We start from the raw sequence: 15,775 nt of genomic DNA on the forward strand, positions 1-15,775 counted from the left end.
TGCCGGCCCTTTCCGCGCCGGCCCAATTCACAGATGAACACAAACTTCAGTCGCTTTCGCCTGCGTAGCGTTGCCGCGGTGGTGGCCAGCGCGTTGGCGGCCACGGCAGCCTGGGCCGTCGAGCCCTTCACGGTGCGTGACATTCGCGTCGAGGGCCTCCAACGCGTCGAGCCCGGCACGATCTTCGCATCGCTGCCGCTGCGAGTGGGCGATACCTACAGCGACGAGCGCGGATCGGCCGCCATCCGTGCGCTGTTCGACCTGGGGTTGTTCAAGGATGTGCGCATCGACGTCAACGGCAACGTGCTGGTGGTGATCGTCGAGGAGCGTCCCACCATTGCCGACGTCGATTTCGTCGGCGCCAAGGAATTCGACAAAGCCGCGCTCCAGAAGGCGCTGCGCGAAGTGGGCCTGGCCGATGGCCGACCCTACGACAAGGCGCTGGCCGACCGCGCCGAGCAGGAGCTCAAGCGCCAGTACGTGAGCCGCAGCCTCTACAACGCGCAGGTCGTGACCACGGTCACGCCCATCGAGCGCAACCGCGTCAATCTCACGTTCACCGTCACCGAAGGCGATTCCGCACGCATCCGCGAAGTGCGCGTGGTCGGCAACAAGGCCTTCAGCGAATCGACGCTCCTGAGCCTGTTCGACCAGGACAGCGGCGGCTTCATGAGCTGGTACACCAAGTCCAACCAGTACTCGCGCTCCAAGCTCAACGCCGACCTCGAAACGCTGCGCTCGTACTACATCACGCGCGGCTACCTCGAGTTCCGCATCGATTCGACCCAGGTCGCCATCTCGCCGGACCGCAAGGACCTGTCGGTGACCGTCAACATCACGGAAGGCGAGAAGTTCGTGGTGGCCGGCGTCAAGCTCGACGGCAACTATCTCGGCCGCGACGAGGAGTTCAAGTCCCTCGTGACCATCAAGCCCGGCGAGCCCTACAACGGCGAGCAGGTCACCGAAACCACCAAGGCCTTCACCGACTATTTCGGCACCTTCGGCTATGCGTTCGCGCGCGTGCAGGCACGCCCGGAAATCGACCGCGTCAACAACCGCGTCACCCTGACCCTGCAAGCCGAGCCCTCGCGCCGCGTCTATGTGCGCCGCGTGGCGGTGGGCGGCAACGCCAAGACGCGCGACGAAGTGATCCGGCGCGAGTTCCGCCAGTTCGAGGCCTCGTGGTACGACGGCGACAAGATCAAGCTCTCGCGCGACCGCGTGGACCGCCTGGGCTTCTTCACCGAAGTGAACGTCGAAACCCAGGAAATCCCGGGCTCGCCCGACCAGGTCGACCTGGTCGTCAACGTGGCGGAAAAGCCCACCGGCAGCCTGCAGCTGGGCGCCGGCTACTCGAGCGCGGAAAAGGTGGCTCTCACCTTCGGCATCTCGCAGGAGAACGTCTTCGGTTCGGGCAACTTCCTGGGCGTGCAGGTCAACACCAGCAAGTACAACCGCACGCTGTCGCTGACCACCACCGATCCGTACTTCACGAAGGACGGCATCTCGCGCACGATCAGCGTCTATCACACCACCACGCGCCCGTATTCGACCAACATCGACGGCGACTACAAGCTGGTGAACCAGGGCGCCTCGATCCGCTTCGGCGTGCCGTTCAGCGAAGTCGACACGGTCTTCTTCGGTGTCGGGCTCGAGCGCTACGCCTTCGATCCGAACACGTCGACCTCGTTCTCGGGACTCTTCACGCCGGCGTCCTACCTGCGCTACTTCCAGTGCTCGAAGGATGCGACCGGCTTGTTCGTGACCGGGTGCGACCAGAAGAGCGTGTGGGGCGTGCCGCTCACTGTCGGCTGGGGCCGCGACAGCCGCGACAGCGCGCTGGTTCCGACCACCGGCCGGCTGCAGCGTGCCAACCTGGAACTGGGCGCCGCCGGCGACATGAAGTACGTCAAGACGAACTACCAGTACCAGCAGTTCTTCGCGATCAACAAGCAGTACACCTTTGCGATCAACGCCGACGTGGGCTATGCCAAGCCCCTGGGCGGCAAGGTCTACCCGATCTTCAAGAACTTCTATGCCGGCGGCCTGGGTTCCATCCGCGGCTTCGAGCAGAACTCGCTCGGCCCGCGCGACGTGCCGCTCCTCGGCCAGACCGAAGGCGCCGCGCTGGGTGGCACCAAGAAGGCCGTCTTCAACGCCGAGCTCAGCACGCCGTTCCCCGGTGCGGGCAACGACCGCACGCTGCGGCTGTACACCTTCTTCGATGTCGGCAACGTGTTCGGTTCGCGCGCCCCGGGCCTCACCGACGAGCAGTACAAGGCGCAGAAGAAGCTGCGCGCCTCGGTGGGTCTCGGGATCAGCTGGATCTCGCCGCTGGGCCCGCTGCGCATCGCCTACGCCTTCCCCATCAAGTCCCAAAAGGAAGTGCTGGATCCGAATACCGGCCTCACTGTGATCCCGAAGGATAGAATCCAGCGCTTGCAATTCCAGATCGGAACGTCTTTCTAAATGAAGCATTTGATTCGCGCCGCCGTTGGCGCGTTGTTGGTCCCCGTTTTCGCGCTGGCTGCGGCGCCTGCCGCCCAGGCGCAGGAAACCTTTCGCATCGGCTTCGTGAATCCGGACCGCGTGCTGCGCGAGGCGCAGCCGGCCAAGGTTGCGCAAGCCAAGCTCGAGGCTGAATTCCTCAAGCGCGAAAAGGATCTCACGGCCCAGGGCGAAGCACTGAAGACGGCCTCCGAACGGTTCGAGCGCGAAGCGCCCACCCTGTCCGAAAGCCAGCGCACCGCGCGCCAGCGGGCGCTGGTCGACCAGGACCGCGATTTCCAGCGCCGCCGCCGCGAGTTCCAGGAAGACCTGAACGCGCGCAAGAACGAAGAACTCCAGCAGGTCTACGAACGCGCCAACCGCGTCGTGAAGCAGGTGGCCGAGGCTGAAAAGTACGACGCCATCCTGCAGGAAGCGATCTACATCAATCCCAAGCACGACATCACTGACAAGGTGATCAAGGCCCTGAACGCCTCGACCGCTGCTCCTTCGGCCGGCAAGTAACGCCGCGAATCGGCGTGGGACTGCAGCTCGGAGCCATCGTCAGCGCCCTTGGGGGCGAGCTTCACGGGGACCCGGCGCTGTCCATCGAACGGCTTGCGCCGCTGCAGAATGCGCAGCCCGATGCGCTCAGCTTCCTGAGCCATCCCAAATACCAGCAGGAACTGGCGGCCTCCAAGGCTGCCTGCGTGATCGTCGCGCCGGCCATGCGCGAGGCCGCGGCCTCGCGCGGGGCGTTCATCGTCGCGGCCGATCCCTACCTTTATTTCGCGCGCCTCACGCAGCTGTGGAAGGCGCATCATGCGCGGCCCGAGGCTGACCGCATCCATCCCTCCGCGGTGATCCATCCCGAGGCCGTGGTGGACGCCACGGCGCGCATCGGCGCCTTGTGCGTGGTGGAGCGGGGCGCGCGCATCGGCGCCGGCACGGTCCTCAAGTCGCGCGTGACGATCAGCGAAGACTGCGTGGTCGGCGAGCGCTGCCTGCTGCATCCGGGCGTGGTGATCGGCGCCGACGGCTTCGGCCTGGCGCCGCACGAAGGCGCCTGGGTCAAGATCGAGCAGCTGGGCGCGGTGCGCATCGGCAACGACGTCGAGATCGGCGCCAACACCTGCATCGACCGCGGCGCGCTCGACGACACCGTCATCGAGGACGGCGTCAAGCTCGACAACCTGATCCAGATCGGCCACAACGTGCGTGTCGGCAAGCACACCGCCATGGCCGGCTGCGTTGGCGTGGCGGGCAGCGCCACCATCGGTGCGCACTGCACCTTCGGCGGCGGTGCGATCGTGCTCGGCCATCTCACGGTGGCCGACGGGGTGCACGTGTCCGCGGCCACCGTGGTGACCCGCTCGATCCGCAAGGCCGGCCAGTACACCGGCATGTTCCCCATCGACGACAATGCGAACTGGGAAAAGAACGCGGCAACGCTCAAGCAGTTGCACAGCCTGCGCGAACGACTCAAGGCGCTCGAAAAGGCCCCTCAGAAAAAGTGAAGACGATGCAGGAACAGAAAATCATGACGACGACGACGCTCGATATCCATCAAATCCTCAAGCTGCTGCCCCACCGCTACCCGTTCCTGCTGGTGGATCGCGTGCTGGACATGGAAAAGGGCAAGCGCATCACGGCGCTCAAGAACGTGACAATGAACGAGCCGTTCTTCAACGGCCACTTCCCGCACCGTCCGGTGATGCCGGGCGTGCTCATGCTCGAAGCCATGGCGCAGGCGGCCGCGCTGCTGTCGTTTCATTCGCTGGACATCGTGCCTGACGACAACACGGTCTACTACTTCGCGGCCATCGACGGCGCGCGCTTCAAGCGCCCCGTGGAGCCGGGCGACCAGCTCACGCTCGAAGTCGAGATCGAGCGCATGAAGGCCGGCATCTCCAAGTTCAAGGGCCGCGCGCTGGTGGGCAGCGAGCTGGCCTGCGAGGCCACGCTGATGTGCGCGATGCGCCAGATCAACTGATCCTGCGGCGGTTACGACAAGGCATGACGCAGGTTCATCCCACAGCGCTCGTCGACCCGAAGGCACAGCTGGACGCCTCCGTTTCGGTCGGGCCCTACACCGTGATCGGTCCGCACGTGCGGGTCGGCGCCGGCACGACCATCGGTGCGCATTGCGTGATCGAAGGGCGCACCACCATCGGCCGCGACAACCGGATCTTTCAGTTTTCCTCGCTCGGCGCCATTCCGCAGGACAAGAAATACGCGGGTGAGCCCACCGAGCTGGTCATCGGCGACCGCAACGTCATCCGCGAGTTCTGCACCTTCAACCTCGGCGTGCCGGGGGCGGGGGGCGTGACGACCGTGGGCAACGACAACTGGATCATGGCGTACACGCACATTGCGCATGACTGCCATGTCGACAACCACACCACGCTGGCCAACAACACCACGCTGGCCGGCCACGTGCACCTGGCCGACTGGGTCACGATCGGCGGGCTGACGGGCATCCACCAGTTCGTCTCGGTCGGCGCGCATGCCATGGTCGGCTTTGCCAGCGCCGTGTCGCAGGACGTGCCTCCCTTCATGCTGGTCGACGGCAATCCGCTGGCGGTGCGCGGCTTCAACGTGGTGGGCCTGCGCCGGCGCGATTTTTCGGCGCCCCGCCTGGCCGCGGTCAAGCAGATGCACCGCCTGCTGTACCGGCAGGGCAAGACGCTCGAAGAAGCGCGCGCCGGCATCGCCGCCCTGGCCACCGAAATGCCGGAAGCGGCCGCCGACGTGGCGCTGATGGAGCAGTTCCTGGCCACATCGACTCGCGGCATCGCGCGTTGAAGTAAGCGAGACAGCCGCCATGGGCAAGGACGAACAGCGACGCTTCGCGCTGGTCGCGGGAGAAGCTTCCGGCGACCTGCTCGCAGGCCTTCTTCTCGACGGCCTGCAGGCGCGTTGGCCCTCGCTCCAGACCATGGGCATCGGCGGGCCCCGCATGCTCGCGCACGGGCTGCAGAGCTGGTGGCCGCAGGAAAAGCTTGCGGTGCGCGGCTACATCGAAGTGCTGCGCCACTACGCCGAGATCGCGGGCATCCGCCGGCAGCTCAAGGCGCGGCTGCTGCGCGAATGGCCCGAACTCTTCATCGGCGTCGACGCGCCCGATTTCAATCTCGATCTCGAAGCCGGGCTGCGCAGCCGCGGCATGAAGACCGTGCACTTCGTCTGCCCGTCGATCTGGGCCTGGCGCGCCGACCGCATCGAAAAGATCCGGGCCGCGGCCGACCACGTGCTGTGCATCTTTCCGTTCGAGCCGGCACTGCTGGCCGAACATGACGTGCAGGGCAGCTACGTCGGCCATCCGCTGGCCAATGTGATTCCGATGGTGCCCGACCGCGCCGGGGCGCGCGCGGCCCTCGGCCTTGCGCCGGATGCGCAGGTCGTGGCCCTGCTGCCGGGCAGCCGCCGTTCGGAAGTGCGCTACCTCGCTGCGCGGTTCTTCGCCGCCGCGGCGCAGATGCTGAAGGCGCGGCCCGCACTCCGCTTCGTCGCCCCCATCCTGCCGGGGCTGCGCGTCGAGGTCGAGGCGCTGCTGCAGGCCAGCGGCGCAGCGGGGCGGGTGCAACTGCTCGACGGCCAGTCGCATGCAGCGCTGGCCGCCTGCGACGCCACCCTGATCGCCAGCGGCACCGCCACGCTCGAGGCGGCGCTGTTCAAGCGGCCGATGGTCATCGCGTACAACATGAATGCGCTGTCATGGCGCCTGATGCAGCGCAAGCAGCTCCAGCCATGGGTCGGCCTGCCCAACATCCTGTCGCGTGAATTCGTGGTGCCCGAGCTGCTGCAGGAGGCCGCCACGCCGCAGGCGCTGGCCGACGCCACGCTCGCCTGGCTCGACGCGCCCGAGAAAACGCAGGCGCTGCAACAAAAATTTTCAGAGCTGCACGTGCAACTGCAGCGCGATACGCCCACACTTTGCGCCGATGCGATCCAGAAAGTTCTTGAAGGCTGAGCAGGCGGCCCTCGTGTGGGACGCGCCGGGCCTCGTTGCGGGCGTCGACGAGGCGGGCCGCGGGCCACTGGCCGGCCCGGTCGTCGCGGCAGCGGTCATCCTGGACGACCAGCGGCCGATCCGCGGCCTGGCCGATTCCAAGACGCTCACGGCCTTGCAGCGCGAACGCCTGAACGACCAGATCCTTGCCAAGGCGCTGTGCTGCTCGGTGGCCCAGGCCACGGTCGAGGAAATCGACACCCACAACATCCTGCAGGCCACCATGCTCGCGATGCGCCGCGCAGTCGAGGGCCTGCGCCTGAAGCCCGCCAAGGTGCTGGTCGACGGCAACCGCCTGCCCACGCTCGACGTGCTGGCCGAGGCCATCGTCAAGGGCGACGCGCGGATCAAGGCGATTTCCGCCGCCTCGATCCTGGCCAAGGTCCATCGCGACCGGCTGTGCGAGCAACTGCACCTGGAGTTTCCGCACTACGGCTTTGCCGGCCACAAGGGCTACGGCACGCCGGAGCACCTGGAGGCGCTGCAGCGCCATGGCGCGTGCATTCATCACCGCAGGTCGTTCAGCCCGGTGGCCGCGGCGCTGGCGCGCACGGCGGAGGGCGCCGCGGCGCTCGTGCTCGAGGCCTCGATGCAGGTTCCGGCCGAATTTCCGGCGGCCGAGACTGTGCACCTCGACCTGCGCACCGCGCCTTGAGCCGAAGCATGACCAGTCCCACCGGCGCGAATCACATCAGTTCGCGCGACAACCCCCTGCTCAAGGAGCTGCGCAAGCTGGCCCAGGACCCGGGCGCCTACCGCAGGCTCGGCCGGGTCTGGCTCGAAGGCGACCATCTCTGCCGGGCGGCGCTTGCGCGCGGCATCCGGCCTGCGGTCGCGGTCTTTTCGGAGTCCTTCTGGCCGTCGGCGCCCGCCGAATGGGCGAGTTCTGCTATCAAAACGGTAGTTGTCGACGACGATCTGCTGCGGGCCGTCAGCGGCCTGGAGTCGCCTGCGCCAATGGGCTTCGTGCTCGATCTGCCGGCGCGGCCGGAACTGCTTCCCGATGCGCCCAGCGTGGTGCTCGACCGCCTGCAGGACGCCGGCAACGCCGGCTCCATCCTGCGCAGCGCGGCGGCTTTCGGGTTCAAGCAGGTGATCGCGCTCAAGGGCACGGCCGCCCTGTGGGCGCCGAAGGTGCTGCGCGCCGGCATGGGCGCGCATTTCGGGCTGCGGCTGATCGAAGGCGTGGAGGCCGATGCGCTCGACGAACTCAAGGTGCCGCTCGTGGCCACCAGTTCCCACCGGGGCGACTGGCTGCATGAGGCGAGGCTGCCGCATCCCTGCGCATGGCTGCTGGGGCACGAAGGGCAGGGCGTTTCAGCGGCGCTGGAAGCCCGCGCCAGCCATCACATCCGGATTGCGCAGCCGGGCGGCGAGGAGTCGCTGAACGTGGCGGCTGCGGCGGCGATCTGCCTGCACGCGAGCGGCGCCGCGGCGCTTGTCCAGGCGGCTTCCTGATCCTCGAATGCCGCATAGGCATGAGGCGCGAATGTTTTCCGCCCCCGAGGCCCGAGAGGGCGATGCCGCCGGGCTACAATCGGGGGCTTACTCGCAATAGCGTCGCCCGGCCGCCTTTAACGCCAAAATCCCCTTAAGCAGCAGTCCGCAGGCAACGCGCCTGGGGCTCCGGGCGACCGTAACCATCCGGAGAACCCAGTGCTTTTGTCTCTCAAGGGAAGTTTCCCGCCCGCCATCCTGGCGCTCGCAGACGGCACGGTCTTTCAAGGCAATTCGATCGGAGCCGCCGGCTCCACGACCGGCGAAGTGGTGTTCAACACCGCCATGACCGGTTACCAGGAAATCCTCACCGACCCGAGTTACTGCCAGCAGATCGTGACGCTCACGTATCCGCACATCGGCAACTACGGCGTCAACGGGGAAGACATCGAAGCCGACAAGATCCATGCCGCGGGCCTGATCATCAAGGACCTGCCCCTCGTCGCCTCCAACTTCCGCAAGACCGCCACGCTGAGCGAATACCTCGTGGCCGGCAAGACGGTGGCCATCGCGAACATCGACACCCGCAAGCTCACGCGCCACCTGCGCACCCACGGCGCGCAGAACGGCTGCATCCTGGGCCTGGCCGCGGGCGAGGCCGTGACGCAGGCGCTGGTCGACAAGGCCATTGCCGCCGCCAAGGCCGCGCCCAGCATGGCCGGGCTCGACCTCGCCAAGGTGGTGTCGGTCACGCAGACCTACGAATGGACCGAGACCGAATGGAAGCTGGGCGCGGGCTACGGCGTGCAGATCACGCCCAAGTTCCACGTGGTGGCCTTCGACTACGGCGTCAAGAAGAACATCCTGCGCATGATCGCGCAGCGCGGTGCGCGCATCACCGTGGTGCCGGCGCAGACGCCCGCGGCCGACGTGCTCAAGCTCAAGCCCGACGGCATCTTCCTGGCCAATGGCCCGGGCGACCCGGAGCCCTGCGACTACGCCATCAGCGCGGTCAAGGAACTGATCGAGACCGGCATTCCCACCTTCGGCATCTGCCTGGGCCACCAGATCATGGCGCTGGCCTCGGGCGCAAAGACCTTCAAGATGAAGTTCGGCCACCATGGCGCGAACCATCCGGTGAAGGACCTGGACGACGGCCGAGTGAGCATCACCAGCCAGAACCACGGCTTCGCGGTCGACGAGAAGTCGCTGCCCGCCAACCTGCGCGCGACCCACATCAGCCTGTTCGACAACACGCTGCAGGGCCTTGCGCGCACCGACAAGCCGGCGTTCTGCTTCCAGGGCCACCCGGAAGCCTCGCCCGGCCCGCACGACATCGGCTACCTGTTCGACCGCTTCACCGCGCTCATGGAGCAGGCACGTGGCTGATGCACCCGCGGTGCTCGACGTCTCGGTCATCGCCGCATTGCGCGATGCCGAGGGCAAGATCTATGTGCTGCGCGGCCTCAAGGTCATGCTGGCGCAGGACCTTGCCGCGCTCTACGGCGTCGAGACCCGGGTGCTGTTGCAGGCCATGCGCCGCAACCTCGATCGTTTTCCGGCGGACTTCGCCTTCACCCTCGAGAACCACGACCTCGAGGCTTTGAGATCACAGCTTGTGATCTCAAAACCCGAGAGGCCCGGCTCCGGCGGCGCGCGCTACCGCAGCGTGGCCTTCACCGAGCAGGGCGTGGCCATGCTGTCGAGCGTGCTGCGCAGCGAACGCGCGGTGGCCGTCAACATCGAGATCATGCGGACCTTCGTCAAGCTGCGCAGCATGCTGTCGGAGCATGCCGATCTCAAGCGCAAGCTGAATGCGCTGGAACAGCGATACGACCAGAACTTTCGCGATGTATTCAACGCGATCCATCAATTGATGGATGAGCCGAAGCCGGGCGCCTACAGCGGCCGCGGCATCGGTTTCACCAAGGACAAATAAGATGCCCAAGCGCTCAGACCTCCAATCCATTCTCATCATCGGCGCCGGCCCGATCATCATCGGCCAGGCCTGCGAGTTCGACTACTCCGGCGTGCAGGCTTGCAAGGCACTGCGCGAGGAGGGCTACAAGGTCATCCTGATCAACAGCAACCCCGCCACGATCATGACCGACCCGGCCACGGCCGACGTGACCTACATCGAGCCGATCACCTGGCAGACGGTCGAGAAGATCATCGCCAAGGAGCGCCCCGACGCGATCCTGCCGACCATGGGCGGCCAGACGGCGCTGAACTGCGCGCTCGACCTCTGGCGTCACGGCGTGCTCGACAAGTACACCGGCGCGGCCACCAACAAGCCGGTCGAACTGATCGGCGCCACGCCCGAAGCCATCGACAAGGCCGAGGACCGCCTGAAGTTCAAGGACGCGATGACCAAGATCGGCCTCGGCTCGGCGCGCTCCGGCATCGCCCACTCGATGGACGAAGCCTGGGCCGTGCAGAAGTCGGTCGGCTTCCCGACGGTGATCCGCCCCAGCTTCACGCTCGGCGGCACCGGCGGCGGCATCGCCTACAACCCGGAAGAGTTCGAGACCATCTGCAAGCGCGGCATCGAAGCCTCGCCGACCAACGAGCTGCTGATCGAAGAGTCGCTGCTCGGCTGGAAAGAGTATGAGATGGAAGTCGTGCGCGACAAGGCCGACAACTGCATCATCGTCTGCTCGATCGAGAACCTCGACCCCATGGGCGTGCACACCGGCGACTCGATCACCGTGGCCCCTGCGCAGACGCTCTCCGACAAGGAATACCAGATCCTGCGCAACGCCTCGCTGGCCGTGCTGCGCGAGATCGGCGTCGATACCGGCGGCTCGAACGTGCAGTTCTCGATCAACCCGAAGGACGGCCGCATGGTCGTCATCGAGATGAATCCGCGCGTGTCGCGTTCGTCGGCGCTGGCCTCCAAGGCCACGGGCTTCCCGATCGCCAAGGTCGCGGCCAAGCTGGCCGTGGGCTACACGCTCGACGAGCTGCGCAACGAAATCACGGGCGGCGCCACGCCCGCGTCGTTCGAGCCGTCGATCGACTACGTGGTCACCAAGATCCCGCGCTTCGCTTTCGAGAAATTCCCGCAGGCCGATTCGCGCCTGACCACGCAGATGAAGTCGGTGGGCGAGGTGATGGCCATGGGCCGCACCTTCCAGGAGTCGTTCCAGAAGGCGCTGCGCGGCCTCGAAGTGGGCGTGGACGGCCTCAACGAGAAGACGCAGGACCGCGAAGTGCTCGAGAAGGAACTGGGCGAGCCCGGCCCTGAGCGCATCTGGTACGTGGGCGATGCCTTCGCCATGGGCCTGAGCGTCGATGAAGTGTTCGCGCTGACCAAGATCGACCCGTGGTTCCTGGTGCAGATCGAGGAGATCGTGAAGATCGAGCTCGAGCTCGAAACCAAGTCGCTGGCCGACATCGACCGCGACACGCTGCTCGCGCTCAAGAAGAAGGGCTTCTCGGACCGCCGACTCGCCAAGCAGCTCAAGACCACCGACACGGCCGTGCGCGAAAAGCGCCGCGCCCTCGGCGTGCGCCCGGTCTACAAGCGCGTGGATACCTGCGCGGCCGAGTTCGCGACCAACACGGCCTACATGTACTCGACCTACGAGGACGAGTGCGAAGCCGATCCCACCGACAAGAAGAAGATCATGGTGCTCGGCGGCGGCCCCAACCGCATCGGCCAAGGCATCGAGTTCGACTACTGCTGCGTGCATGCCGCGCTCGCGATGCGCGAGGACGGCTACGAGACCATCATGGTCAACTGCAACCCCGAGACCGTGTCGACCGACTACGACACCTCCGACCGCCTGTACTTCGAGCCGCTCACGCTCGAGGACGTGCTCGAGATCGTCGACAAGGAAAAGCCGCTCGGCGTGATCGTGCAGTACGGCGGCCAGACGCCGCTGAAGCTCGCGCTCGACCTCGAGGCCAACGGCGTGCCGATCATCGGCACCTCGCCCGACATGATCGACGCGGCCGAAGACCGCGAGCGCTTCCAGAAGCTGCTGCACGAGCTGGGCCTGCGCCAGCCGCCGAACGCCACGGCGCGCACCGAGCCCGAGGCGCTCGAAAAGGCCGCGGCGCTGGGCTATCCGCTGGTGGTGCGCCCGAGCTACGTGCTCGGCGGCCGCGCGATGGAAATCGTGCACGAGCAGCGCGACCTCGAGCGCTACATGCGCGAGGCGGTGAAGGTCAGCAACGATTCGCCGGTGCTGCTCGACCGCTTCCTCAACGACGCCGTCGAATGCGACGTCGACTGCATCCGCGACGCCGAGGGCCAGACCCTGATCGGCGGCGTGATGGAGCACATCGAACAGGCCGGCGTGCACTCGGGCGACTCCGCCTGCTCGCTGCCGCCCTACAGCCTGAGCGCCGAAACCATTGCCGAACTGAAGCGCCAGAGCGCCGCGATGGCCGCCGCGCTCAACGTGGTGGGCCTGATGAACGTGCAGTTCGCGATCCAGCAGAAGGACGGCAAGGACGTCATCTACGTGCTCGAAGTGAACCCGCGGGCTTCGCGCACCGTGCCCTACGTGAGCAAGGCCACCGGCATCCAGCTCGCCAAGGTGGCGGCGCGCTGCATGGCCGGCCAGTCGCTCAAGTCGCAGGGCGTGACCAAGGAAGTCACGCCGCCGTACTTCAGCGTGAAGGAAGCCGTGTTCCCGTTCGTCAAGTTCCCTGGCGTGGACACCATCCTCGGCCCCGAGATGAAGTCGACCGGCGAAGTCATGGGCGTGGGCAGGACCTTCGGCGAGGCCTTCGTGAAGTCGCAGCTCGGTGCCGGCACGCTGCTGCCGAAGTCGGGCAAGGTCTTCATCTCGGTGAAGAACAACGACAAGGCGCGCGCCGTGGAAGTGGCGCGCGGCCTGGTCAAGCTGGGCTTCGAGATCATCGCGACCAAGGGCACGGCCGCCGCCATCGGTGCCGCGGGCATTGAATGCGCGACGGTGAACAAGGTGACCGAGGGCCGCCCGCACATCGTGGACATGATCAAGAACAACGAGATTGCGCTGGTCATCAACACGGTGGAAGAGCGCCGCAACGCGATCAACGATTCGCGCCAGATCCGCACCTCGGCGCTGCTGGCCCGCGTGACCACCTTCACCACGATCTTCGGCGCCGAAGCCGCGGTCGAGGGCATGGGCTTCATGGACGAGCTCGGCGTGATCTCGGTGCAGGAGATGCACGCGCAGCTGGCTGCCGCCTGAGCGTGGCCATGGAAACGCAGCTCGTCGAACTGGATCTGAGCGACTGGCGCGCGGCCACGCCCAACGAGGCGTGGATCGCGCAGCTGGAAGCGGGCAAGGTGCTGTATTTTCCGCGCCTGGGTTTCGAGCTGCTGCCCGAAGAGCGCAGCCTGCTGACGCCCAGCCTGCTGTCGCCCGACGTGCGCAACATCAGCCTCGATGCCAACGGCAAGCTCAAGGGCGCCGTCGGCGACGAGGCGGTGCAGCGCACGGCGGCGGCGATGGTAGGGCGGTTTCGCGCGCAGGCGCAGCAGCTGATCCACGGCCTGCTGCCGCACTACACGCCGGCACTGCGCCTGGCGCCGACCAGCTACCGGCCGGCACAGGTCGAGACGCGCGTGCAGTCGTGGCGCGCCGACGACCGGCGCCTGCACGTCGACGCCTTTCCGTCGCGGCCCAACTACGGCGAGCGCATCCTGCGCGTCTTCACCAACGTCAACCCCGAGGGCGCACCGCGCGTGTGGCGCGTGGGCGAGCCTTTCGAGGACATCGCCAGGCGCTTCCTGCCGCGTGCCAAGCCCTATGTGCGCTGGCAGGCCAGGCTGCTGCAGGCGCTGCACGTGACCAAGTCGTTTCGCAGCGAATACGACCACCTGATGCTGCAGCTGCACGATGGCATGAAGTCGGACATGGCCTACCAGGAGAATTCGCCGCAGGAGAGGGCCGAATTTCCGCCGGGGTCGGTGTGGGTGTGCTTCTCGGACCAGACCTCGCACGCCGTCATGGCGGGCCAGTACATGCTCGAGCAGACCCTTCATCTGCCCGCGTCGAAGCAATACAATCCTGATTCGAGCCCGCTCGCCATCCTGAGCCGGCTGACCGGACGCACACTCGTCTGATCCTGTCCCCCAATCGACCGCCGAACGGCAGCGTTCGGCGGTTTCGCTTTATGGAGAACCAAACATGGCCACCATTCCAATTACCAAGCGCGGTGCCGAGAAGCTGCGCGCCGAGCTGCATCAGCTCAAGACCGTGGACCGCCCCTGGGTCATCAATGCCATCTCCGAAGCCCGCGCGCAGGGCGACCTGAGCGAGAACGCCGAATACGAAGTCGCCAAGGACCGCCAGGGCTTCATCGAGGGCCGCATCCAGGAAGTCGAGGGCAAGCTTTCGGCCGCCCAGATCATCGACCCGGCCGAGCTCGACGCCGGCGGCAAGGTGGTGTTCGGCTCCACGGTGGAACTCGAGGAAGAAGAATCGGGCGAGGCCGTCAAGTACCAGATCGTCGGCGAGGACGAGGCCGACCTGAAGCTGGGCCTGATCAACATCTCCAGCCCGATCGCGCGCGCGCTCATCGGCAAGGAAGAAGGCGACACCGCCGAGGTGCAGGCGCCCGGCGGCCTCAAGCGCTACGAGATCGTGGCGGTGCGCTACATCTGACAGGCAGGATGAAAGACCGCCTCGCGCTGCTGCTGGCCGCCTTCTGGTGGGGCAGCCTCACGACGATCGGTTTCATTGTGGTGCCGATGCTCTTCGCGCGGCTCGGCAACCCCGCGGTGGCCGGCAATTTCGCGGGCCAGCTGTTCGAGGCGCAGAGCTGGATCGCGATTGGCTGCGGCCTGCTGCTTTTGGTTCACTTCCGCACGAAGATGGACCAGCGCATCGACAGCGCCTCGATGGCCGCCATCTTTTTGATCCTGGGTGCGCTGCTGCTGGCTTTGCTCCAGCAATATGCCGTGGCGCCGCGCATACTCGCGCGCGACAACCTCAAGCTATGGCACGCCGTGGGAAGCGGCATGTACGTGGTCCAGTGGCTCTGTACCGGCGCGCTGCTGTGGCGCATGGGCGGCCGGGCGCCTGCCACGGCCTGAACGCCTACGGCGGCAGGACGACTTGCACCGTCCCTGCCGCTATCTCCCGTTCATTCCTTCCAGAACCTGGCGACCCAGTTCGCCGGCCGGATGTAGCGGAAAGCCCGGTTGCGCCGGCCCGCCAGCGCGTCGGGCGGATTGCATTCGCCGTGGAACACCATGATGCGCGCACCCTCGGGCACGAAGGGCTCTTCCCAGTAGTTGGCCGGCCACATCGGGATGCCGTGGTACTTGAAGCTCGGACACCAGGCCGCGGGCCAGTAGCCCAGCTTGCCTTGCTTGTGCAGCATGGCGGACAGGTACGTCTGCTCGTTGCGGTACTCGGCCTGGACCTTGTCCATGTTGTCGCGGAAATACGCCAGGATGTCGGCATGGGCGCCGAGCTCGAAGCGGTAGACCGACGAGTTTCCCGTGATCCGCTCGCGCCGCCAGGGGCGCGCGTAGTCGTGGATGATCAGGAACTCGCCGGGGTATTCGAAGAAGGCATCGAGGCTGCCGACCACGACCACGTCCACATCCAGGAACAGGGCGGTGCCGCGCAGGCCGTGCAGGTCTTTTTCGAAGGTGGTGAGCTTCTTCCAGGCGCCATCGCGCTGGCCGGGCGCCAGCTGCAGGTTGAGCGGCGGGATCGGCAGGCAGGTCACTTCGGGGCGGATGCCGGTGCCGTCGTCCGTCAGGCACACGAACTTGAAGTCGCCGCTGAGATTGCGGCGCACCATCGCGTAGAGGCGGTTGACGTACTCGGGGCCGTATTTCGTGCCCCACTTCATGCAGAGAATGTGGCGCTGTGCGCCTTGCGC

15 protein-coding genes are annotated in these 15,775 nt (G+C 66.5%); 14 read left to right on the forward strand and 1 reads right to left on the reverse strand.

What is annotated here, in order from left to right; translation table 11 throughout:
* Positions 1-33 precede the first annotated feature (33 nt).
* The 14 genes from bamA (at position 34) to AC1DSC_RS28555 (ending at position 14,975) form a co-directional block, all read left to right on the forward strand.
* Positions 34-2,469: an outer membrane protein assembly factor BamA gene (gene bamA / locus AC1DSC_RS28490; protein WP_012747715.1), complete on the forward strand. Its 2,436-nt coding sequence runs from the start codon at positions 34-36 to the stop codon at positions 2,467-2,469.
* Complete coding sequence (locus tag AC1DSC_RS28495; protein WP_012747716.1) at positions 2,470-3,012, forward strand: OmpH/Skp family outer membrane protein; 543 nt, start codon at positions 2,470-2,472, stop codon at positions 3,010-3,012.
* A gap of 14 nt (positions 3,013-3,026) precedes the next feature.
* Entirely contained in the window at positions 3,027-4,004 is a 978-nt protein-coding gene (gene lpxD, locus AC1DSC_RS28500; RefSeq protein WP_012747717.1) for a UDP-3-O-(3-hydroxymyristoyl)glucosamine N-acyltransferase, read from the forward strand.
* 23 nt (positions 4,005-4,027) lie between these two features.
* Entirely contained in the window at positions 4,028-4,480 is a 453-nt protein-coding gene (fabZ, locus tag AC1DSC_RS28505) for a 3-hydroxyacyl-ACP dehydratase FabZ (protein ID WP_012747718.1), read from the forward strand.
* Positions 4,481-4,503: 23 nt separating this feature from the next.
* Entirely contained in the window at positions 4,504-5,292 is a 789-nt protein-coding gene (lpxA, locus tag AC1DSC_RS28510; protein WP_012747719.1) for an acyl-ACP--UDP-N-acetylglucosamine O-acyltransferase, read from the forward strand.
* A gap of 19 nt (positions 5,293-5,311) precedes the next feature.
* Entirely contained in the window at positions 5,312-6,460 is a 1,149-nt protein-coding gene (gene lpxB, locus AC1DSC_RS28515; RefSeq protein ID WP_012747720.1) for a lipid-A-disaccharide synthase, read from the forward strand.
* A complete protein-coding gene (gene rnhB / locus AC1DSC_RS28520) occupies positions 6,432-7,154 on the forward strand; it encodes a ribonuclease HII (protein WP_012747721.1) in 723 nt (240 codons plus the stop codon). The genes lpxB and rnhB overlap by 29 nt, the downstream gene beginning before the upstream one ends.
* Before the next feature lie 8 nt (positions 7,155-7,162).
* Entirely contained in the window at positions 7,163-7,957 is a 795-nt protein-coding gene (locus AC1DSC_RS28525) for a TrmH family RNA methyltransferase (RefSeq protein ID WP_012747722.1), read from the forward strand.
* A 198-nt stretch (positions 7,958-8,155) separates the two neighbouring features.
* Entirely contained in the window at positions 8,156-9,325 is a 1,170-nt protein-coding gene (gene carA, locus AC1DSC_RS28530) for a glutamine-hydrolyzing carbamoyl-phosphate synthase small subunit (RefSeq protein WP_012747723.1), read from the forward strand.
* On the forward strand, positions 9,318-9,875 hold the full coding sequence (locus tag AC1DSC_RS28535) for an ORF6N domain-containing protein (RefSeq protein ID WP_012747724.1): 558 nt from the start codon (positions 9,318-9,320) through the stop codon (positions 9,873-9,875). Before carA ends, AC1DSC_RS28535 begins: the two co-directional genes overlap by 8 nt.
* Position 9,876: 1 nt before the next feature.
* The gene (gene carB, locus AC1DSC_RS28540) at positions 9,877-13,125 is read left to right on the forward strand and encodes a carbamoyl-phosphate synthase large subunit (RefSeq protein WP_012747725.1); all 3,249 of its coding nucleotides are present in this window, start codon (positions 9,877-9,879) and stop codon (positions 13,123-13,125) included.
* 8 nt (positions 13,126-13,133) lie between these two features.
* The gene (locus tag AC1DSC_RS28545) at positions 13,134-14,003 is read left to right on the forward strand and encodes a Kdo hydroxylase KdoO (protein ID WP_012747726.1); all 870 of its coding nucleotides are present in this window, start codon (positions 13,134-13,136) and stop codon (positions 14,001-14,003) included.
* Positions 14,004-14,067: 64 nt separating this feature from the next.
* Positions 14,068-14,544, forward strand: coding sequence for a transcription elongation factor GreA (gene greA / locus AC1DSC_RS28550; protein WP_012747727.1), 477 nt, complete (start codon positions 14,068-14,070; stop codon positions 14,542-14,544).
* A gap of 8 nt (positions 14,545-14,552) precedes the next feature.
* Positions 14,553-14,975, forward strand: a complete 423-nt coding sequence (locus AC1DSC_RS28555) for a DUF4149 domain-containing protein (RefSeq protein WP_012747728.1) — start codon at positions 14,553-14,555, stop codon at positions 14,973-14,975.
* Between the two features lie 50 nt (positions 14,976-15,025).
* Here the strand turns inward: AC1DSC_RS28555 and AC1DSC_RS28560 are convergent, their stop codons facing one another.
* Entirely contained in the window at positions 15,026-15,745 is a 720-nt protein-coding gene (locus AC1DSC_RS28560) for a hypothetical protein (protein ID WP_049826162.1), read from the reverse strand.
* Positions 15,746-15,775 lie beyond the last annotated feature (30 nt).

Source organism: Variovorax sp. 01N425 (genome assembly GCF_056399465.1).